The organism is Undibacterium sp. Dicai25W (genome assembly GCF_049340505.1).
In the GTDB taxonomy this organism is placed as follows: Bacteria; Pseudomonadota; Gammaproteobacteria; order Burkholderiales; family Burkholderiaceae_D; genus Undibacterium; species Undibacterium jejuense.
On sequence record NZ_JBMPOQ010000001.1, the window covers coordinates 235,187 to 257,481 of the forward strand.

Annotated in this window: 16 protein-coding genes and 1 pseudogene; 11 read left to right on the forward strand and 6 right to left on the reverse strand. The window is 47.4% G+C overall.

The genetic code is table 11. The annotated features are described in order from the left end of the window. Positions 1–3: 3 nt before the first annotated feature. Together ACO0KY_RS01170 and ACO0KY_RS01175 are read right to left on the reverse strand one after the other, a co-directional pair. On the reverse strand, positions 4–633 hold the full coding sequence (locus tag ACO0KY_RS01170; RefSeq protein ID WP_186913882.1) for a YitT family protein: 630 nt from the start codon (positions 631–633) through the stop codon (positions 4–6). Positions 634–775: 142 nt separating this feature from the next. Further along, on the reverse strand, positions 776–2,779 hold the full coding sequence (locus ACO0KY_RS01175) for a site-specific recombinase (RefSeq protein WP_423043570.1): 2,004 nt from the start codon (positions 2,777–2,779) through the stop codon (positions 776–778). Between the two features lie 727 nt (positions 2,780–3,506). Between ACO0KY_RS01175 and ACO0KY_RS01180 the strand changes: the two genes are divergently transcribed. Then, positions 3,507–4,805, forward strand: coding sequence for a hemolysin family protein (locus ACO0KY_RS01180; RefSeq protein WP_186913884.1), 1,299 nt, complete (start codon positions 3,507–3,509; stop codon positions 4,803–4,805). 31 nt (positions 4,806–4,836) lie between these two features. Next, on the forward strand, positions 4,837–8,508 hold the full coding sequence (locus tag ACO0KY_RS01185; RefSeq protein ID WP_423043573.1) for a sensor domain-containing phosphodiesterase: 3,672 nt from the start codon (positions 4,837–4,839) through the stop codon (positions 8,506–8,508). A 115-nt stretch (positions 8,509–8,623) separates the two neighbouring features. Here ACO0KY_RS01185 and ACO0KY_RS01190 read toward each other — a convergent pair whose 3' ends face one another. Continuing rightward, positions 8,624–9,484, reverse strand: a complete 861-nt coding sequence (locus tag ACO0KY_RS01190; RefSeq protein ID WP_423043575.1) for an MBL fold metallo-hydrolase — start codon at positions 9,482–9,484, stop codon at positions 8,624–8,626. Between the two features lie 208 nt (positions 9,485–9,692). Here ACO0KY_RS01190 and ACO0KY_RS01195 point away from each other — a divergent pair, with 208 nt between their 5' ends. From ACO0KY_RS01195 to ACO0KY_RS01235, 9 genes and pseudogenes are all read left to right on the forward strand, one after another. After that, positions 9,693–10,502, forward strand: a complete 810-nt coding sequence (locus ACO0KY_RS01195) for a sulfite exporter TauE/SafE family protein (RefSeq protein ID WP_423043577.1) — start codon at positions 9,693–9,695, stop codon at positions 10,500–10,502. Positions 10,503–10,581: 79 nt separating this feature from the next. Beyond that, the gene (locus tag ACO0KY_RS01200) at positions 10,582–11,871 is read left to right on the forward strand and encodes an HD-GYP domain-containing protein (RefSeq protein WP_423043579.1); all 1,290 of its coding nucleotides are present in this window, start codon (positions 10,582–10,584) and stop codon (positions 11,869–11,871) included. 100 nt (positions 11,872–11,971) lie between these two features. After that, positions 11,972–13,636: a malonate decarboxylase subunit alpha gene (mdcA, locus tag ACO0KY_RS01205; protein WP_423043581.1), complete on the forward strand. Its 1,665-nt coding sequence runs from the start codon at positions 11,972–11,974 to the stop codon at positions 13,634–13,636. A gap of 8 nt (positions 13,637–13,644) precedes the next feature. Then, positions 13,645–13,971: a malonate decarboxylase acyl carrier protein gene (gene mdcC, locus ACO0KY_RS01210; protein ID WP_186913893.1), complete on the forward strand. Its 327-nt coding sequence runs from the start codon at positions 13,645–13,647 to the stop codon at positions 13,969–13,971. Then, positions 13,968–14,837: pseudogene (locus ACO0KY_RS01215) on the forward strand (biotin-independent malonate decarboxylase subunit beta); the annotation flags it as partial. The gene mdcC and the pseudogene ACO0KY_RS01215, both read left to right, overlap by 4 nt. A 39-nt stretch (positions 14,838–14,876) precedes the next feature. Further along, on the forward strand, positions 14,877–15,626 hold the full coding sequence (locus ACO0KY_RS01220; protein WP_423044132.1) for a biotin-independent malonate decarboxylase subunit gamma: 750 nt from the start codon (positions 14,877–14,879) through the stop codon (positions 15,624–15,626). 38 nt (positions 15,627–15,664) lie between these two features. After that, positions 15,665–16,375 carry a malonate decarboxylase holo-[acyl-carrier-protein] synthase gene (mdcG, locus tag ACO0KY_RS01225; protein ID WP_186913894.1) on the forward strand — a complete coding sequence of 237 codons (711 nt, stop codon included), beginning with the start codon at positions 15,665–15,667 and terminating at the stop codon, positions 16,373–16,375. Between the two features lie 4 nt (positions 16,376–16,379). After that, positions 16,380–17,327: a triphosphoribosyl-dephospho-CoA synthase MdcB gene (mdcB, locus tag ACO0KY_RS01230; RefSeq protein ID WP_423043584.1), complete on the forward strand. Its 948-nt coding sequence runs from the start codon at positions 16,380–16,382 to the stop codon at positions 17,325–17,327. Continuing rightward, a complete protein-coding gene (locus ACO0KY_RS01235; protein ID WP_423043586.1) occupies positions 17,320–18,264 on the forward strand; it encodes an ACP S-malonyltransferase in 945 nt (314 codons plus the stop codon). Before mdcB ends, ACO0KY_RS01235 begins: the two co-directional genes overlap by 8 nt. A gap of 72 nt (positions 18,265–18,336) precedes the next feature. On the opposite strand, the gene infA is transcribed toward ACO0KY_RS01235, so the two are convergent. The 3 genes from infA to ACO0KY_RS01250 form a co-directional block, all read right to left on the reverse strand. Beyond that, positions 18,337–18,597: a translation initiation factor IF-1 gene (infA, locus tag ACO0KY_RS01240; protein ID WP_186913897.1), complete on the reverse strand. Its 261-nt coding sequence runs from the start codon at positions 18,595–18,597 to the stop codon at positions 18,337–18,339. A gap of 433 nt (positions 18,598–19,030) precedes the next feature. Continuing rightward, positions 19,031–19,732, reverse strand: coding sequence for a TetR/AcrR family transcriptional regulator (locus tag ACO0KY_RS01245; RefSeq protein ID WP_423043588.1), 702 nt, complete (start codon positions 19,730–19,732; stop codon positions 19,031–19,033). A 137-nt stretch (positions 19,733–19,869) separates the two neighbouring features. Further along, positions 19,870–22,248 carry a TonB-dependent receptor gene (locus tag ACO0KY_RS01250; protein ID WP_423043590.1) on the reverse strand — a complete coding sequence of 793 codons (2,379 nt, stop codon included), beginning with the start codon at positions 22,246–22,248 and terminating at the stop codon, positions 19,870–19,872. Positions 22,249–22,295 lie beyond the last annotated feature (47 nt).

Here is a 22,295-nt window from a genome sequence, read left to right on the forward strand (position 1 = left end):
GTCTCACGCTGACATGTATCGCCCGGGCCGATGGTTGAGGCTGATCGCCAGATTCAGAGCGAACGCACCAAGTATCGATGCTGCCAGAGCCATTGGCGTGACTACGGTCAGTGATGCTAATACAATGCAAATATCCAGACCCATTTGCAGCTTGCCAGCGCGAAGTCCACGGGTTTGTTGCAGATAAAGTGCCAGAATATTAATACCGCCTAAGCTAGCTTGATGTCTGAATAGCACGACAAACCCGACACCCATCAATAAGCCGCCTATCAGGGCAATATAAAACGGTGTCCATTGCGTGACGTTAATCAATTGCAGGAAATGTGCATGAAAGCCTGATAACGTGGAGACCAGTGCTACCGAGCAAAACGTTTTGAGCGTAAATTTCCACCCCATGCGTTTCCATGCCAACCAATAAAATGGCAAATTAATCAGAAAAAACACTAAACCAAATGATAGGCCTGTCCGGTAATGAATCAAAAACGCCAGACCCGCGGTACCACCAGTCAGTAACCCAGCTTGGTTGAATAAGGCAATACCCAGAGAAACAAATAAGGTGCCCGTGACGATCGCCAGCACATCTTCCACCAGACTATGCGGCACAAAGCGTTTGGAGGGACTAGGCTGGGTCATGTTGAGTGAAATTTATGCGATGAAGGAAACAATCGATTGTACGCGTTTCAATTTACGAAAAAGCCTTTCGACGTGGCGACTTGATATGCGTCAAGCCGCCACAGCAAACTCACTTTTGTATTAAACTGCCAGACTGAATCGATCAGCTTTCAGCGGTTTTTTCTTGTTCTTTAGCAGGCAAAAAGAAATCTCTGGTGCCCGAAACAAAGCGCTTCATTAGCAAGCGGATCAGATTGCCACCGTTGCCAAAACTTGCTCTGCGTGAACGCAATGCCACCAACATCGCAAGGCTAAAGCTTACTGTCAGATTGACCATGCCAATCAGGATAATTCCAAATAGCGTATAGACCGCTAAATGCCAGCTCATGTGGTTGTCCATTCCCGCCAATGCAAACGCAAAATTCGCACTGGAGAAAGTAATATGCCGGATGTCGATAGGCAATCCAAAAAACTTACCAAATTGCCCAATTGACCCAAGCATAATACCGAAGAAAAAATTACCAGCCAGGGCACCGAGGTTATTACCTATGTATTCAGTGATCTGGAATAAGCGCTGTTCACCGAGTATTTTTCGCAACCATTTGAGCTGTCGCAGACGCGCAGGGATATTCGAATAGCTCGCTTTGTTATCGTAATAGCCTGAAATTAATCCGGATAAAAACAAACAAATCCCGGCAATCGCAGCGTGTGGTAACGCCAGACTGCCGAACGGGTCTAGCTCATGCAACAGATACTGCGCTTTTTCAGGGCTGACCAGGTGTTCACCATAAATCCCATGCCAAGCCCACGCAATAGCAAACGCAGTGGGCATGGCAAGACCGATATTACCGATGATTGCGATAAATTGTGAGCGGAAAACTCTGACAATCAGCTCAACCAGTTCATCGAGTTTTTGCTTACTGTCGTCAAGCGCTTTGGCAATCAGCGCGGCGGTCATCGCGGGCTGTTTGGTTGCAATCGTAAAGTGCAAAACGTGCACCAACATAAAGCCAAATGAATAGTTTGCGCTATACAAAAGCGCAAAACCAAACGGCGCCAATGCCAGCGTTCCAAACAGAATTTTGATCATTGCCATAAAGCCGACAATAAACCCGGCGCCCAATGCCGAATACAGCATATCTAGCCATTCAGCGCGGGTATTCGTGACGTAATGCTCACCACTTTTACCTGCACGCTCAGTCACTTGCAGCGACAATAGCTCGGTATTGGTTTTCATTAATTCGCGCAGACTGTGGCGTTTATTATCTGCGGTAACCAGCTCTTTGAGCAACTTGGTACCTATGCTGATACTGGTCTGAGGTTGGCGGCTATCGAGTAACTGCAAGAGCGTGCGTAAGCGGGCAATACTTTGATCCAAGCGTAGCAACAGTCGCGTCAAGCTGACTGATACACCTGCCACAGCTGCCGTGCGACGTATGCGGCTGGCGATGTCTTCACATTGTTCTAACAATACTTCTATATGTTTGGCGTCATCCCGTTCTATGTGGTGATCCATGAGCCACTCACGGTAGCGTACGATGTATTCATTAATGCCATCGTTCTGTCGCAAAAATGGTGACTCGAATTTTTCTATTTCAGGATAATTGCGCACCAACTCGGCTTCTAAGCCTATGTTGGTAATCCTGTACGAAAGTACCTGAATTGCATTGAGCACTTCATTCGCCAATGTTGCATGGGTATGGCGTACTCGTTGGGTGCGAAAGCCGATCGCGCGAATGACGTCGTGCCAGACCTCATCCGTTACCGCATTGACCCACACATAGTCCTTAGGATGATCAAAAATTTGTCCGAAAATATCGCGTACGTAATCATCATTGACCAGTGGCGGTAGCAGTTTGGAGAATAGTCTTTGCGCTCCTGCCCCCCAAAAACCATTGTTTAAGGTAATCCCCGTGTCCGTCAGTAAATGGACCAGTTTGCGTGATGTAATGACCTGTACCATATATTCGCGCAAGGTTTTCTGCCATACAGGATTTTGCTGTAATACATAGCAAAATGCCCGTAAATTATCGGTGGCACGCTGCGCATCGTCAGATTGTTGAGGGCGTATAAACGCAATCAACGACCGCAAGCAGCGCACCTCGTTGAATGACGGTGTTGTATTGAGGCTGAGGTTGATTTCAGCCAATATAGTATCCAAAGACAAATTTTTCTCCTTCTCAGACTGACGAAAAGCCGCACCCGCTGCGTTATGACTCCTTGCCGTACGTTTGTACTGTCTGCGTCGCCATCCCTTGCCGGTGCGGCTTTGAGTCAGTCTTGTTTAATGCCGAAAAGCCGTTCCTGCTGCGTCATGACTCTTTGCCGTGCGTTTGTACTGTCTGCGTCGCCATGCCTTGCCGGTGCGGCTTTGCGTCAGTCCTGTTTAATGCCGAAAAGCCGTTCCTGCTGCGTTATGGCTCCTTGCCGTAGGTTTAGCCCTTCTCGCGCATGCCGGAGAAGGGCAGGGAGAGGGGGCGAGAGGTAAAAATAACGAGAAATTAACAGCACTTTTTCTCATACTCCCTCTACCAATCCCTGACACTACCCGCTAGCTAGCGCGACACTTGTCTCTTAAAAACATAATTAACTGCAAATGTAATTTTCTTCCAAATTTTAGCAATGTAAATCAAATTGCAGAGCGTAAAAGCCGTGACAAACAGTTGGAATCATTATCCGACAATGATTGTACTTGCTGCCCAACGCTTTTCATTCTCACATTGAAGCTCATATGGGGACGAATTTGTAAAAAACTTAACTTGTTATGACAGTGAAACAATGTGACCATAAAATGCTATTCAACGTTCCATGGTTTGATCTGCATCGGCGTAAGAATGTGCATGATGCTTTAAATTAGTCTAAAGTGTTGTGATGTTTACTACTAGGGTTTCATGTTGGAAAATTTTTTTCTGGTCGTTGCCGCGCTTTTACTGGTGTTGTTAAATGGTTTTTTTGTTGCCGCTGAGTTCGGTCTGGTCAAGTTACGTCAGACTCGTGTGCGCAGCATTGCCAAAACCTCGGGTTTGCGTGGTCGTTTGTTAGTCACAGTACATCAACATCTCGACACCTATCTGTCGGCGTGTCAATTAGGTATTACGCTCGCGTCTCTTGGGCTCGGTTGGATCGGTGAACCCGCTTTTGCCAGATTGTTATTGCCTATTTTTGATTTGTTAAAGGTGTCCTCGGTGGAAATTATTCACGGAGTGTCTTTTTTCTTTGCTTTCTTTGTGATTTCGTTTTTACACATCGTTGTCGGGGAATTGGCACCAAAATCGATGGCGATCCGGATGCCTGAGCGCGTTTCATTATGGACAGCGCCAGCTTTGTACGCGTTTTATTGGGTCATGTATCCGGCTATCTGGATGCTCAATTACAGCTCGAACAAAGTGTTGAAATGGGTTGGGTTGGATGTCGCACATGGCAGCGACAGCCATTATTCTCCGGAAGAATTAAAGCTGATCTTACGTGGTAGTCATACCGGCAACAAAGAAACCCGCGATGAGTGGAGCATCATGGCGCAGGTGCTCGATTTTGGTGGTTTGGAGATTTCAGACCTGATGCGTCCTATCAATGAAGTGGCCGCCATGTATAAGGGCATGAGCCTGGAAGAAAACATGAGTACGGCAACCAGAAATCGTTTCAGCCGCTATCCTTACTTCGATGAAGATGAAGAAACGGTATTGGGTATGTTGCATCTGAAAGATTTATTTCTGGCGCAACTGGCAGGCAAAAAGCTGGATGATCTGAGCAAGCACTTGCGTCAGGTTGAATATGTGCCGCCAAATATGCCCGCCTTAGAATTGTTCCGCCGTTTTCGCAAGGGTGCACCGCATTTTGCTATTGTCGGCCACAAAGGAAGCAGGCCAGTCGGCTTTTTGACTTTGGATAATTTGCTAAGTGCTTTGGTCGGACAGATTCGGGATGAATTCCGTCAAAATGAAAATGACTGGACCTTGTTAGATGATGGTACCTTGATAGGAAAAGGAAGTTTGCCTTTATATACGTTGGGCATGGCTCTGGGCTTTGATCTTGATAGCGACGAGGTCGAATCGATAGGCGGCCTGATTATGCAAAAATTGGGCGATTTGCCAGTTGAAGGGCAAAAAGTTGAATTCGAAAAGTTTGATGCTGTCGTTAAAAGAATGAACGGTCCGAGAATTATTCTGGTACGTATTTATCCTAAAGAAGTCTGAGTTTTTTCTATGTGAAATAGAAGGTTTTTAAGTGAAACTTATACCGACGCATCGTAGCTTGTCCGCCTATACCCGAAGTTTTTGGTGGCTGTTGCTTGTCATGCTGGCATTTGCACTGATGTTAATCTTTTATGTACGTTCTGCTGCAGAAGTTGAGCATGCAAAAGATCTGCGCTTTGAGTCCTATATTCTGTCTGAAGAACTACGACAATCATCCAACGACCTGACCCGTATGGCGCGTAGCTATATTGCTACTGGCGACAGTCGATTTCCGCGTTACTATCAGGAGATACTTAATATTCGAGATGGTAAACGCCCGCGTCCCGCTACCAATCGAGCCAACTATTGGGAAATTTTGTCTGAGAAAGAGCAACAGGAAATGAGTACACCAGTTACTCGTTTTCAAGGTGGTAAAACAATTTCTATGCTCGATTTGATGCGTCAGGTCGGCTTTACTGAGGCAGAATTCGCTAAGGTAGCCGAAGCAAAAAAAGAATCTGATGCGCTCACTGCAACAGAGCGCAAAGCAATGCACTTGTTTGAAATGGCTGGTGATAAAGATCAAGTCAGTCGCGAAGAAGCAAGGAAGTTGTTATATGACGAATCGTATCAACATGCAAAAGCTTCCATCATGCATTCTATCGATGACGCCTATCACTTTATGGATATGCGCACTGCAGATTTACTTCGTGATGCCCAAACCTTAAACTCTCGACTCAGGCTGTGTTTCATTTTTTTCGGTCTCCTATTTCTGTCTTTGTTGTGGCGCGCGCAACGTGCTTTAAGTGAAACACTGGGCGCACCTTTAGAAGAAATTTACTCCTTACTGGCACAAATTGGCAGCGGCAATTTTGCACAAGTAATTCAAGTCGAGCCAAGGCAAGAAGCTAGTATCAAAGCCTGGATCGCATTGACTCAACATAAATTAGCCATCTCTGAAGAGAAGCACGAAGATATCAACGAGAAGAATCGCCGCTTAACAGGTTTGTACAATGCATTAAGTCAGTGTAATCAGGCCATCGTTCGTAGTCACTCTGAGCAGGATCTGTTTGAAAAAATTTGCCATAGTGCGGTGGCCTATGGCGGTATGAAAATGGCCTGGATAGGCATCATCAAGCAAGATACGCAAGAGTTTGTTCCTGTTGCCTATTATGGTGTTGACGGGAAGGAATATATCGAAGGGCTGACTATCTCGCGCAAACCAGATAGCAATGGCCAGTTAGGTCCGATTTCCTGCGTGCTGATCAATAACGAACCCATGTGGTGTCAAAATTTTGTACAGGATGTCGCAAGTTTTCATTGGTATGAACGCGGTGCGCGTCATGGTTGGCAATCGATGGCCATTTTACCTTTACATAAAAATGGTAACGTCGTTGGTACCTTTAATTTATTTTTGGACAGAATCAATGCCTTTGATGAAGCTTCGCGCCAGTTGTTGTTAGAAATGACGATGGATATCAGCCATGCTTTAACTCGCTTTGAACTGGAACGGACAAACGAGCAATCCCGCAAGGCAGAAGGCTTACGCAGCTTTATGCTGGAAAAAATTAACAGTAGCTTATCCCTGGCAGAAATTTTGCGGGACGTGGTGCTGGAACTGGAAAAAATTATCCCTGACAGTATTTGTTCCATCATGCTGGCGAGCGAAGATGGAAAGTGTTTGAAACTTGGCGCTGCCCCCCATTTACCGGATTTTTACTGTCAAGCGATTGATGGACTGGCGATCGCCCCGGGCGTAGGTTCTTGCGGCAATGCGATTGCTACCGGTCAAAGAACCATCGCGGTAGATCTTGCGCTTCACCCGTTCTGGGAGCCCTATAAATCATTGACTGAACAAGCAGGTTTGGGATCATGCTGGTCAGAACCAATTTTGTCTTCATTAAACAAATCACTGGGCGCCTTTGCGATTTATCACAGAGCAGCGGCGATTCCACAAGAATTCCATTTGCATCTACTGCAAATGGCGGCGCATTTTATTGCGATTGCCATTGAACGTAAACAATCTGAAGATAAATTACGTAAGCTTTCACAAGCTGTCGAGCAGAGTTCCAATGCCATTATTATTACAGACGGTCGCGCCAAAATTGAATATGTGAATGCCGCATTTTTAACAAGCAGCGGTAAAACGCTGCATGAAGTCATCGGCAAACGACCATATTTAAATCAAAGCGATCGAACTTCTAAATCAAGTTATAAAACGATGCTGAAAGCTTTGCGCCGCGGCGAAAACTGGCATGCAGAGTTAACGCATTTTGATCGTTTAGGTAGTGAGCACACCGATTTTATTCAGGTGTCTCCAATTCGGGACGAGGCAGGACAAATAAGACATTTCTTATTTGTACAAGAAGATATTACTGAAAAAAAGCGTAGCGAGGAACGGATACAATATCTGGCACATTTTGATGCCCTGACAGGAATCGCTAACCGGACTTTGCTAGAAGAACGCGCGCGTTATTCGCTTGGCCGCGCTGTGCGTTCGAAAGAGCCTTTGGCGGTAGTGTTTTTTGACATTGATCATTTTAAGGACATTAACGATTCCTTGGGACATAGCTTTGGTGATGCTTTGCTGGTCGAATTATCGAAACGTTTGGTAAGCAGTTTGCGTGCTGAAGATACTATTTCACGTTTAGGTGGCGATGAATTTGTTCTTTTATTACCGGGCATTGATAGTCATGGTGTCGAGGCGGTTGTGCAAAAATTAATGCACATCGTCAATGCGATTTACCGCATCGGAGAAATTGAACTCAATATTACGACATCGATGGGGATTGCAGTGTTCCCTGAAGATGGCAAAGACCTCGAAACTTTATCCAAGAATGCTGATTCGGCGATGTACCGGGCAAAGCGCGAGGGACGCAACACTTATCGCTTTTTCACTCCGGAAATGCAAGCACGCTCCGCACGTCATCTTGAACTGGTCAACGCTTTACGCTATGCGCTGGAAAAGGAACAGCTCTCTTTACATTATCAACCGCAAGTATCGATAGCCAGTGAAGATGTGATAGGCGTAGAAGCGCTGTTACGTTGGCATCATCCTGAAATGGGCAATATTTCTCCTGATGAATTTATATCGGTTGCAGAAGAGACAGGGCTGATTTTAAACATAGGTGAATGGGTGATCCGTACAGCCGTGACACAACTGAAATCCTGGCATCAGCTTGGCTTTTATGGTTTACGTATCGCCGTTAATTTATCAGCTGTGCAGTTCCGCCATGGAGATTTGCCAAATACTGTGACGCGAATTTTACAAGAAGCGGATTTGAAGGCTGAGTTTTTAGAATTAGAACTGACCGAAAGTGTCGCCATGCACGATCCGGAAGGCGCTATTGGTATCATCAAGCAGTTGTATGAGCGCGGGGTACGAATGTCGATCGACGATTTTGGGACTGGATATTCATCCCTGAGTTATTTGAAAAAATTTAACGTCTATAAACTTAAAATTGATCTTAGCTTTGTACGCGATATTTATACTGATCCTGAAGATAAAGCGATTGTGAGTGCCGTGATCGGTATGGCTAATAGTTTGGGCTTGAAGACGATTGCTGAGGGTGTTGAGACCTTTGAGCAATTGGAGTTTTTGCGTCAGCAGGGATGCGCAGAAGTTCAAGGTTACTATTTCTCCAAGCCTTTGCCTGCGCCGCAATTTGAGGAGTTTATGCAGAGTCGTCAAAGTGCACGTGGCGGAGTGCGGTTGGTGTTGTAGATACTATAGCTAAAACATGAGCTTCAATAATAGCAGTTTAAACCTGTCGAACATTTCGAACATTTCGAACAATCGACCACACGCTTGCACCAGCTGTGCACTAATTTGCCTCAACTCAAAGCTGATTCAACGGAATTTTCAAATAACTCACACCATTGCTTTCTGGCTCAGGAAATCGGCCAGCGCGGATGTTGACCTGTATCGCAGGCAGCAATAAAACCGGCATGTCTAGCCCGGCATCACGTTTTTGCCGCATGCTGACAAACGCGTCTTGAGTCACGCCATCATGTACATGAATATTATGTGCCTTTTGTTCAGCCACCGTTGTTTGCAAAACAGGTATGCGCCCTGCTGGTGGATAGTCGTGGCACAAAAACAGCCTGGTATCGGCTGGAAGTGCGAGCAATCTTTGTATCGATGAAAATAGCTGATGCGCATCGCCACCTGGGAAGTCGCAACGTGCGGTGCCCACGTCTGGCATAAACATGGTGTCACCAATGAACACGGTATCTGCAATCTGGTATGCCATATCTGCGGGCGTATGACCGGGTAAGGAAATTGCTCTGGCAGTCAGTTTTCCTATCGAAAAAATTTCATTGTCTTTGAACAGAATATCAAATTGCGATCCATCGGTAGCGAATTCCGGTTCCAGATGGAATATTTTTTTAAACACCTCCTGAACCTGATCGATGTGTTCGCCAATGGCAATTTTTCCACCCGCTTGCTGGCGCAGATAATGTGCTGCGGATAGATGATCAGCATGCGCATGTGTCTCTAAAATCCATGCTAAATTCAAACGTCGAGTGTGCAAAAAATCTAAGACTTTGTCTGCATTTAAAGTGTGCGTTTTGCCGGACTTGGGATCGTAATCAAGCACCGGGTCGATCACCGCCGCATGTCCACCTTCCTCGTCATACACGATATGTGTTGCGGTGCTGGTGTGCGGATCAAACAAACTTTCAATGATTGGATTCATAAGCGTAGTCTCGAAAAATTTGGCTCAATGTTTTCGGGTAACGAACATTGCTTTCCATTTGTGTGTCATAGATCAGAAAATTCGCAACAATTAGCAAAATTTCTAGCCAAAGCAAGCTTAATCGGTAAAGCGTTGTCGTTGCAACGAAATCGCATTATTATGCATTATTCGAATAAGCTTATGTGTTTTTTGATATAAGGGGTTGCTAGTGTTGTCTTTGACAATGTTGTTGATCATCATTGCTGGGAGCGTCGTCGGGCTTGTGATGGGTTTGACTGGAGCTGGTGGAGGCATTTTGGCCGTACCTGCGCTCATTTATAGCCAGGGCTGGACAATGCAGCAGGCAATGCCAGTCGCTTTGTTGGCGGTGACCGTTGGGGCCATGATAGGAGCTATCGAAGGTTTTAGTAAAAAGCTGGTGCGTTACCGCGCTGGCTTTGTGATGGCTCTGGCGGGAAGTTTTCCAACCTGGTTAGGTGTACATATTGCTCACCGCATTTCCCAATACTGGCTGATGCTGAGTTTTGCGATGATATTGCTGCTGGTGGCGACACGACTTTTTATACAGATACGTCAACACGGGGCGAATGAGAACGAAAGAAATACTCTGGCGAACATCAACGCCAATACCGGGCGTTTTGACTGGACACCTAAAACAGCCGCGGTGATTGCGGGCATTGGCAGCATTGCGGGTCTGAGTTCGGGCTTATTGGGTGTTGGTGGTGGATTTATTATTGTTCCGATGTTGCGCCATTTTACGAATGTCAGCATACAAGGCGCGGTTGCTACGTCCTTGTTTGTGATTTCGCTGGTAGGCATGATAGGTGTGAGTTCGGCTTTGATGAATGGTGCCGAATTACCATTGCAGCTTTCTGCAATTTTTGTCGCGACCACGGTGGCCGGAACTATGCTTGCACGTAGAATAGTCAGCTATCTGCCTGCTCAGATAGTGCAAATCATTTTTATCCTTTTGCTGTCAGGCGTTGCATCTAGTTTGCTGTATCGTGTTTTTGCCTGAGTTCGCTCGGTGCGAATTACGCAAAACTTTTGAGGTCAGACTGTTAAAATAGGTATCTCGTTTTTTATAACGCTAAACCATGTGTGCAACACCGATTACCGTTAATGTCCCTGTAGAGCAGTTATGCATAGGTTTATACGTTCATCTGGATGTTTCCTGGCTTGATCATTCGTTTGCTTTAAATAGTTTTAAAATTAAAACTGAGCAAGAGATCGTTGCACTCAAACAGTTGGGCCTGAAGACGATTCGCGTCAATCCATCTAAGTCCGATTGCCGCCCACTTCCTCCTGTTCCGCGCACGCCTGGTCAGCCAGAAGCTAGTACAGCCGTCGCCATTGTGACACCAGAGGAACAAGAAAAAATCAACGAAAAACGTGCGAGAGTAGAGCGCTTGATCAAAGAGCGCGCAGCCATTGCCGAATGCGAAAAGCAGCTACTCAAAGCGGCAGGCACACTCAAAAATATCACCAAAAATCTCTTCGCCAGACCGCAAGAATCAGTTAGACAGGCAGACGAATTAATTCAACAAATGGTCGATTCGCTGCTGGTCGATAAAGACATTGCCATTCACTTAATGAACGATAAAATTGTTGGTGAAGAAACGTATTACCATTCATTGAACACGGCAGTGCTTACCATGATGGTCGCTAAGGAATTATCCTTTTCTGCCGCAGATATTAAATTATTGGGAATGGGTTGCTTGTTTCACGATATCGGCAAGATAGAAATTCCGGATCGCATCGTCAATAAGACTTTTGAATTGACACGTGCAGAACAAAATCTGTTGCAACAACACTGTCATTACGGTCAACAAATTGCAGAAAAGTTAGGACTGTCAAAACCTATCGTCGATATCATCAGCCAACATCACGAATACGCGGATGGCAGCGGCTATCCGAGTTTTTTACGTGGCGATAAAATTTCTCCGTTAGCCCGTATCGTGGCAGTGACCAATACCTACGATAATTTGTGTAATCGCCCTAATCATGCAGACTCCATGAGCCCACATGAGGCAATGTCGTATATGTTTGGCAAAATGCGTAAGCAGTTTGATCCCGCTGTCTTGAATCTGTTTATCCGCAGCATGGGCATTTACCCGCCGGGAACCATCGTCAAGCTCTCTGATGCTACGTTAGGTATGGTTGTCGCGGTAAATTCCGGCAAGCCGCTGCGTCCTAGCGTTTTAATTTACGATCCAGGCGTGCCAAAAAGTGAGGCGATCATTCTCGATCTCGAACATGAGCCTATCCTGGAAATCAGTGAAAGTCTCAAGCCTGCGCAGTTACCGGCAGAAGTTTATGATTACCTGAGCCCTCGCAAACGAACTACATACTTTTTTGATTCGGAGCGGCAGTCTAAAGATAGGTAAGATGCTCGAACTACAAATCATCATGCAATGATGAAAAGAATACAGTTTTTGCACCTGGATCTTGTGTGAGTGCCGGAACTCAAATTAATAGGGGAACAACATGGCCTCTGAAGGTCGCTGGAACACATTGCAAACCAACCGCCAGCAACGATTGGCGCGGGTGGCACAGACTTTAGGTAGCGATTTGCAAGGCAGGATATTTCCTCAGCAAAGAATAAAAGATGTGCTGCATGCGACCTTAGAAGTCGGCGACCGCGTTTGCATAGAAGGAAATAACCAAAAGCAGGCAGATTTTTTGGCTAAGGCGCTGACGCAACTTGATCCACAGCGCATACACGGTCTGCACATGTTGCAATCGGTGCTTGCCTTGCCTGAGCATCTGGATGTGTTTGAAAAAGGAATCGCCAATAAGCTCGATTTTTCTTTCTCTGGACCACAAGCGGGGCGTCTGGCAAAACTGGTTTCTGCTGGCAAACTCAACATCGGTGCGATTCATACTTACCTGGAATTATATGCCCGTTATTTTGTTGATCTGACGCCACGTGTGGCGCTGGTTGCGGCACAAGCGGCAGATCGTCATGGGAATTTGTACACCGGCCCCAATACCGAAGATACTCCGCCCATTGTCGAAGCGACGGCGTTCAAATCCGGCATTGTGATTGCACAAGTCAATGAAGTGGTCGATGTGTTGCCGCGCATTGATATTCCCGCAGATTGGGTCAATTTTGTGGTGCAGGCACCAACGCCGCATTACATCGAGCCTTTGTTCACGCGTGATCCAGCTTTGATTTCTGAAATACAAATTTTGATGGCGATGATGGCGATCAAGGGTATTTATGCAGAATACGAAGTCAAACGTCTCAACCACGGTATCGGCTTTGATACCGCCGCCATCGAATTGCTTTTGCCGACTTACGCTGCGTCATTAGGGCTCAAAGGTAAAATCGCCAGCCATTGGGCATTGAACCCGCATCCAGCTTTAATTCCAGCGATAGAAGCAGGCTTTGTCACCTCTATACATTCGTTTGGCTCTGAGCTTGGTATGGAAGACTATATCCGCGCGCGGTCCGATGTGTTCTTTGTCGGCGCTGATGGCTCCATGCGTAGCAATCGCGCCATGAGTCAGGCGGCTGGACATTACGCCTGTGACATGTTTATCGGCTCGACCTTACAAATTGATTTGCAAGGTAATTCATCAACTGCCACTTTAGGTCGGATCGCTGGCTTTGGCGGCGCACCGAACATGGGTGCCGATGCGCGTGGTCGACGCCATGCCAGCCCTGCATGGTTAAAGGCGGGACGTGAAGCCCGCGATGGTCAATACGCGATGCCACGGGGGCAGAAGTTAGTGGTGCAAATGGTGGAGACCTTTCGCGAACATATGCAACCCGCTTTTGTTGAAACATTGGATGCCTGGCAACTCGCTCAACAAGCTAAGATGGAATTGCCACCGGTGATGATTTACGGTGAAGATGTGAGTCACATTCTGACTGAAGAAGGCATTGCCAATCTCTTGTTGTGCCGCAGTGATGAAGAGCGCGAACAAGCGATTCGTGGTGTCGCTGGTTATACGCCGGTGGGTTTGGGCAGAGACCAGCGCATGGTCGAGAATTTACGTGATCGCGGTATTATCAAACGTCCGGAAGATCTGGGCATCGACAAGCGGCTGGCTACGCGTGATTTGCTGGCGGCAAAAAATATGAAAGACCTGGTGCGCGCCTCGGAGGGTTTGTATCAGCCGCCGAAACGTTTCAGAAACTGGTGAGGAAAAGTATGGAAACTCTGGTATTCCGCTTTGAAAACGGCACACGAAAATTGGATAGTGCAGCGCAATTAGTCGGTGTTGTGAGTTCCGGCAACCTGGAAGTATTGGTCAATCAGACCGATTTGCAATCGGCGTGTGAAATTGAGGTCAACACCGCGGCCATCGGTTTTGCAGCAATATGGGAAGCGGTCATGAAAGACTTCCATGCACGTTGGCAATTGGCTGATGTAAGGATTGCGATTAATGATATGGGTGCAACACCAGCGGTAGTGAGTTTGCGTCTTGATCAGGCAATAGAATCGAGTCTTGAAGCAAGTCTGGAAGCAAAAAAATGAATAGCTATATCGAAGCGACCGCGCGGCAACGCATCCATGCCGTCATCGACAATTTTACTGAAATGCTGGTGCCGGCAAAACAATGGACCAGTCCGCATCTGCCGCAATTAAATGCCGCCGTGTCGTTTGACGATGGCGTAGTGATAGGGTATGGCACGCTTGCTGGTCGGCGCGTGTTTGCTGCTGCGCAGGAAGGTGGTTTTATGGGCGGTGCTGTTGGTGAAGTTCACGGCGCCAAATTAGTCGGTTTAATGCGCCGTGCGGTTGTCGAAAAACCTGCGGCTGTGATCTTGTTGGCCGAGTCCGGTGGCGTGCGTTTGCATGAAGCGAATGCGGGATTGATTGCAGTGTCAGAAGTGATGCGAGCCGTGTTTGCAGTGCGGGCAGCAGGCGTACCGGTAATCGTATTAATCGGCGGCAGCAATGGTTGTTTTGGTGGAATGGGTATTGTTGCCCGTTGCGCCAATATCGTTGTCATGTCGGAAGAAGCGCGCCTTGCGATGTCAGGCCCGGAGGTCATAGAAACAGCCAATGGCGTAGAAGAATTTGATTCCAAAGATCGCGCTTTGGTGTGGCGCACTACCGGTGGAAAACATCGTTATCTGATGGGTGATTGCCAGATGCTGGTCGCTGATGATACGGCAGAATTTAAGGCGGCAGCAAGGCGAGCGATTGACTCGTTCTTGGAAAAAACTGTTGTCGCTTTGGATTTGCCCACACTGATGCAAGAACAAAACATGCTGGTGCAGCGCATCGCACAATGTGGCGACTATTGTGAGCCGATGGAAATCTGGAAAAAGCTAGGCATCAGCGAGCCAGAAAAAATCGCCATGCTTGATGCTGATGCATTTTTACAGCTGGCAAAATTACAGTTGAAATATTCACTGATTCAAGAGGCATCGACGATGTCCGACGTGGGCGTGGATGGCGGTGTTACTCAAGATGGATATTGGCGAGATATCGCAGATCAGTTCTTCCTTAACGGTCATAGTATCAAAGAGTATCAGGAATTTTTATCTGGTAGTGCACAGCTCGGTGACACTACCATCTGTATCATCGGTACCAGCCGACATACACCTATCGGTGTCGAAATCGCTTTGAAACAAGCGCAGGCTGTGTTGCAAACGATACGCGATTTTCCGCAGCGACCGATTTTGCTGATGGTGGATACGCAAGGTCAGCGGCTGCGACATCGCGATGAAATGCTGGGCATTAACAGTTACATGGCGCATTTGGGCAAATGCATAGAATTGGCGCGGCAATCAGGGCATAAGGTGATTGCGCTGGTTTATGATCAAGCCTTGTCGGGTGGATTTATTACCAGTGGCATGATGGCAGACGCTTGTTATGCGCTGCCGCAAGCAACGATCAGGGTGATGGGATTGCCAGCGATGGCAAGAATTACCAAAGTCTCTGAAGAAAAACTCAATGAATTGGCCATCGATAATCCGGTATTTGCCCCTGGCCCGCGCAATTACGAACGCATGGGGGGCATACAGGCAATATGGGAGCATGATCTGGCGGCGCAACTCGCCGCCGCGTTTGCCAATGCGGATGCAAGCGATCAAAGAATTGCCAGTGGCGCAACACGTGGCGGCCGTTGGATGGCACAAAAAGTAGTGGATGCCGTATTATCTGAGGATATTTCCAGCTAATACCAACAAAGAGCATTATTGATGAAGGCAGCACTCACTTGGACCAGATAGAACAATTTCAGCGACATGATCTGGTGTGGTTATCTCATCAGGCCTGGGCGGCGGTGTTTGCCCAACAAATGCAGCGCGTACCGGATGAGATGACCAGCTTCACGGTACAGGCTTTACATCGTTGGCAACAAGAAGAATGGCCAGCTGTCGTTCGACGCCGTGATATCGATGCGGCCGATGATGAAGTCTGCATCGGCTTTGCTCTGGTACCTGTGAATGGACGCAAGCCACGCATCGCTGCGCGGGTAAAAGCGCAAGATATTTTGGAACATCAACCAAGCTTGGCGCTGAGCACGGTTATCCCCTTCGTTGCGCCACAATGGCAACCAGCCTTGAAAGTGTTTAATAGCGAGGGCAATGCCGTTGGCGTGCGTTGGCGCGTCTATGGTTCCGTTGTATTTGAGTTTCTGACCGGACAATCTTATGTGAACGAGCAATCGGATATCGATGTGCTATTTCGTCCGCAAAGTCAGGAACATCTGGTACAAGGCCTCGCGTTGCTACGTCAATTTCAGACGCAAATTCCACTCGATGGCGAAGTGATTTTTCCGCAATCCCAGGCGGTGTCGTGGAAAGAATGGTTGTTGTCTGATCTGGTGTTGGAATCGAGTCAGACGCAACGACTGTTGGTCAAAGACAATCAGCAGGTCAGGCTGGTGTCTAAATTGGAACTCATGCAAAGCTTGAGCGCGAGCTGATTCTATGCAAAATTTTTTCCTTCCCGCATCTGAACTCCAACATCATCACGCATTGAGTTGTAAAGCGCCGGTCACAGCTGATATCTCAGCGCTTGCCAAACCGATTGCCATCATGGCGCTGCGCAGTTTGTATGCAGAATTGGTGCTGTATCCCAAACCAGGTCTGGTTTCTTTGCGTGATAATGGCAGCCATACAGACATGACGGCGACGACGTTTTTTCGCAGCTTGTTTTCTTTGCGCCATTACTTTCTGGCGATGGCGAATGCGGGAATAGGTGACGGCGATTTTCAAACCTTAAAAAACTTAGGTATCGTTGCTGAGCAACAAATGTTGCGCGCAACGCAAGGCGTGAACACGCACCGCGGCGCCATTTTTTGTCTGGGGTTGTTATGTGCCGCAGCGGGACGTTGTTTGTCTCAAGGCGTGGCTTTACGAGCGCAAAACATACGCGCTGCGTTGCTTGAACATTGGGGGGCTGAGTTACTCGCACACAGTAATGCCGCGCTCAAGCTTATCGCAAATCAACAAACAAAAAGCCATGGTCTGCAAGTCGCGCAAAACTATGCCATTAGCGGTGCGCGTGAAGAAGCCGCGGCCGGATTTCCATCGGTATTTGAGTTGGCGTTACCACGTTTGATGCAAAGTCTGGATCAGGGCCGCTCGCATACCGAAGCGCAAATCGACAGCTTGTTTATGCTGATGGCGCATATGCATGACACCAATTTGTATTATCGCGGCGGCGTTGCTGCGGCTGAATTTTCCAGGCAATCGGCACGCGCTTTTTTAGCTGCGGGAGGCACAGAACAAACTGATTGGCTTGCTCAGGCTGAACATTGTCATCGTGAATTTGTTCAACGCCGTTTGTCACCCGGTGGCGCTGCTGATTTATTGGCGGCCAGCTGGTTTATTTATCAGGTTCAACAAATGCCATTGCCGCCAGCGTATGCCTAGGTTTGCATTATTGTGTCCTGGGCAAGGTGGGCAAGAGGCACACATGTTTGCCATCGCCAACAGCAACCCGCGTGTCGCCGCGTTGCTGGATCAATTCGATACCAGCCAGTATTTTGGGATGCCATTAACAGCATTGCTCGCCTCTCCCTCACTGATGTTTGAAAACCGATTCGCACAACCCTTGATTGTCGCGGCGACACTTGCGAACTGGTTGGCCTTGCGTGAAGAATTGCCGCCCCCCGATGTGATCGCTGGCTACAGCGTCGGCGAAGTGTCAGCACATGCTATCAGCGGCGAATTAGACGTCGGGCAAGCGATACATCTGGCGTCGATCAGAGCTACAGCAATGCAATCCTGCGTGAAGCCCCAGGCTGCACATGCGATGTTGTCGGTCAGCGGTTTGCCGCTGGCACCATTGCAGGAAATATGTTTTTCTCATCACTTGTATATCGCCATTGTGACAGGTGAAACCAATGCCATCGTTGCGGGTCTGCGCGACGATATTCTGAAGGCTGAGCAAGCATTGCGCGCACATGCAATTGCACAATTGCATCTGAGCTTGTTACCAGTGCATATCGCGTCTCATACGCCATTAATGGCGGATGCTTTGCCGGCAATGAAGCAGGTGTTGGATAAGCTACCATTTCAAGCTATTACAACGCCGGTATTGGCTGGCGTCAATGCGATGAAGAGCGTCAATAGCGCCGAGAGCAAACAAAGCTTGCTGGCGCAGATGACCCAGACCATACGCTGGCATGAATGCATGGATGCATTGGATGAAGCCGGAATGAATGTGGTACTGGAATTGGGACCAGGAAGCGCTTTATCGCGCATGCTGCAAAGCCGTCACCCACATATCGCCTGCCGTTCCGTGGCAGATTTTCGTAGTTCATCTGCCGTGGCAGAGTGGGTGAGGAGGCAAATGCTGCGTGATTGATCTCGTGATCAACAATTCACGCGCCGGATTCAACAAGGAACCGGCATCAGTAATCGTAATTGCTCGCAGTGATTAATAACGACGACGCGGTTGTCCGCCGCCACCGCTTTGTTTTTCGATATGACGGAAAGTGATACGGCCTTTGCTTAAATCATAAGGTGACATTTCCAGTGTCACTTTATCACCCGCCAGAATGCGGATATGATGCTGACGCATTTTGCCAGATGTATAAGCGATCAATTGATGACCATTTTCCAAATTCACGCGGAAACGGGAATCCGGCAGCACTTCTTCTACCATACCACTCATCTCTAACAGTTCTTCTTTTGCCATTGTATTTTCACATTCATAAAAGGGTGGGTACGGCCGTGCAAATCACAGGCTGTACTGCCAGCTGGCAAAAAACATTACCTGCCGGGCGTTGGTGTTCGGTTCTTGGCGCACGTCGTTTGCACAGACAATGTGCAATGGCGCAAAAATGATACGTTATGTAGGCTGATTTTGCAGTGCTGATAGACAGCAAGCAAAGACAGTGCGTGAGATTGAAACGAGGTCAAGGTCACCACAACATACAACTAGGGGGTGTCCAGATAGAGTCACAGATACAAGAAAATCTGTTCGATCAAAAGAAAACCGGGCTACAAGTACGGAATTATACCTTGATGTGCTGGTTTGACCGAAAATCTTAGGCTATTTTCGAAAAATAGTGGGATTTTTTAGCAATCTCACCTCAGTATTGTCTTATTTTACCATTTGGTCAAGCTGATTATTTTTTAATCGACCTTGTTGGTTTGATATGCTTACCAGACTGCACCACGGGGAAAGTCTGCAACAAACCTGCCATCAAAACATCAAGTAAAGTATCCACGTGCATTTGGTGATTGAGCTTGGGTGTCCATTCATCACCTTCATCCATGACCAGATTGATTGATGTCAGGCCATGTATACCTTGCCAGAAAATTTGCGTCATCATGTGCAGACGCATCTCATCGCCGTCGACCAAACCTTGCTCTTTGAGATGGATAAATAAGCTATGTGCAAACGCATAAGGATCTTGTTGCACGTTTCCGTGTTCGACTTCAGCTGCCTCTACCGGCGCATGCGGACGGCGCTCCATGAAGACCAGCGCGTATTCATCGGGGTTGCTTAGGCCGTATTTGATATAGGCTTTACCTGTATGCTTAATTTTTTCGATAGGGTCTTCGGTCAGCGCGGCGGCTTTTTTCATGACCTTGACCAGTTCTAACAAGGTTTCATCCATCGCCTGTGTGATCAGGGTGGCTTTGTCATGAAACAGTGCGTACACAATGGTGGTAGAAAAACCTGCTTCTTCTGCGACTTTACGGATTGTGATTTCGCGTGCTCCACCTTTTTTTACCAAGGCCTTGACGACAGAAATAATATGTTTTTTTCTGGTCTCAGATTCACGGCGTTTGCGTTCTTGTAAATTTGCGGAAGCCTTGGTCACACTTTTTTCCTATCTTTCATTTTTGAAAATTCCGAATGCACACTGGTTCGTCTGTTTGATGAATTACTATCATGATACGAAGCAGTGTGCATATTATAGCAAGCAGCATTAAGACAACTCATGCTGCATCTTGGTGACTACATTCTGACCTTCACTTGCACACCAAAAAGACGTGGTGCGGTGATCGACGCAAACGGCGTCCCCAATACTGAAGTAATCGGACTACCATCAAATACATAGCGTTTATCGAACACATTGGTCACATACATGCTGACATTCCAACGCCGGTCTTCACTCTGCCAACCCAGATGCAAATCGGTGCGGTTTTGCGCTGAACCTATGCTAAATGTCGGTGCTGTCAGGCAATTCATCTGCGCTGCAGAATTGGCATTGCAACGGGTTCCGCCAGTATAAGCATGTTGTATGCTCAAATTGACATTGCCATGCATGACATCGTTCCAGGTGTAATCGGCACCTGCCGCCGCACTGAAGCGTGGCGTGCCAACTGGCTGTCCAGATAAATCCGGGCCATTTTGTACGATATAGTTGGCGTATTTTTGGTCGATGTATTCCAGATTGCCATACAACTTCAGACCACGCATCGGTGCCCAATGTGCATCCAGATCAATACCGGTCGCGTTCTGATCACTATTGGTCACTTGATATGCAGGAATCGGTGCCCCTGGCGCTTGTACCAGCGTCAAGGATTGCAGATTCGTGAATTTGTAATGGAATAAAGATGCATTTAACATCAGCTTGGCTTCTTTGAAGTAGGACTTGATGCCGACTTCGTAATTCCATACGTCTTCTGGCTGAAATTGCGCACCCATAGAGACCGAGTTAAAGCCGCCGGACTGATAGCCTTTGGTGACTGAGGCATAGCCCATGATGTCTGGTGTGTAGTGGTAATCAAGCACAACCCGGGGGCTGGTATCGGTCCAACTCTTCTTGATACTCATTGCAGTTGACGGTGCTGAACCATCAACAAAAAAGTTTTGCGTCAATGCAGCCAGTGCCTGACTTTGACCATTGAAAAAGCCATACTGATTTGTCGTTGCAATCACACTATCAAGACCCGGTGCTATCCGGTTAGGATAATTCCAGCTAAACGTTTTGCTATCATGCGTTACTCGTAGGCCAGTCGTTAAATTCCATTTTGGTTGCAAGTGCCAGATCACGTCGCCATAAATCGCCTGAGATTGATAGCTGCCATTGTTCATCATGTTTTCTTGCCAGGAATTGCCTAAGAAATTCAAAGGCAAACCATTTTGCGCCGCCGCACCATTGAGCGTCGTAAAAAGCGGAAACCCCAGCATATTATTGGTGATGGTATCGTAGCTATCAGTATTGGTATTGACCTGACTATCCTGATACGCATTTTCTTTATAAAAACTAATACCTCCTAACCAGTCGGCCGTGTCATTTTTACCAGCGATTTTAAATTCTTGTTGCCAGGTGGTATTGGTTTCTATATTGGCTGTGTTTAAGAACGTCACATTGTTATTGGTACCGTCTTCATCTTCCTGATTAAACGACTTAAAGTGGCGATACGCTGTGGTCGATGTAAAATCGCCCCACGCGAATGGTTTTTCAATTTTCAAGGTGAAACCGTCGTAGCGACGGGTTTCTACATTGTTGGCATTGGTGTCGTTGTAGACGATGCCTCGACGTGGATCGAGAAAGGTCGATGGATCAGCCGGAAATGCTGGTGCAACACCGTTAGGGCTTGGCGCGACCAAAGAGATTGCCGGACGCGCCATCTGGTGTAAATCTTCATGTTCCCAGGTCAGCAAGACGCGGGTTTTTTCCGGTCCTTTCCAGAGCAAAGCAGTGCGCGTGCCCCAGTTGTCATTGTCTTTGTATTTCTGACCGTTGCCACTATCGGTCAACCAGCCGTTGCTCTTGTTATCTACGACATTGAAACGCAACGACCAATCAGGATTGAGCGGGATATTCAACAAACCTGCGGCGTATTTCGTACCGTAGTTACCGAGCCTCAATGTGGCCTCACCCTCTAATTCATCCGATGGTTCATTAGAGACGATAGAAATGGCGCCGCCAGCACTATTGCGACCAAAAAGTGTCCCTTGCGGACCTTTTAACACTTCTATCCTTTGCACGTCATTGAAATTCATCAACGCACCGCCGGTTTTGCCACTATACACCCCATCAACATAAATCCCGACGGGGGCATCTGTACCGATACCAAAATCCTGCGTGCCGACGCCACGCAAGTAGAAGCTGGGCTGCGTTGGACGATTACCATCTACGGTCAGACCCGGAATATAGCCATTCATGCTATCGAGATTGGTCGCCGCTAATTTGTCGAGCTGATCGGCTTTTAAAATCTGAAACGGAATCGGAACGGCCTGTGCTTCTTGCGAACGGCTTTGTGCTGTAACCGTCACCGTATGCCCGCTCTCGAGATCGTCGGCGCTGGCAATGATGGGTAGGCTACCGCTAAGTAGGAGTGCCTGCGAAATGCAGATCACGATTTTGCGCTGCTTGAATTTCATGTCTCTTCCTTTGGTCGGATTTCATTTGTTTTTGTATTACGTGAGCT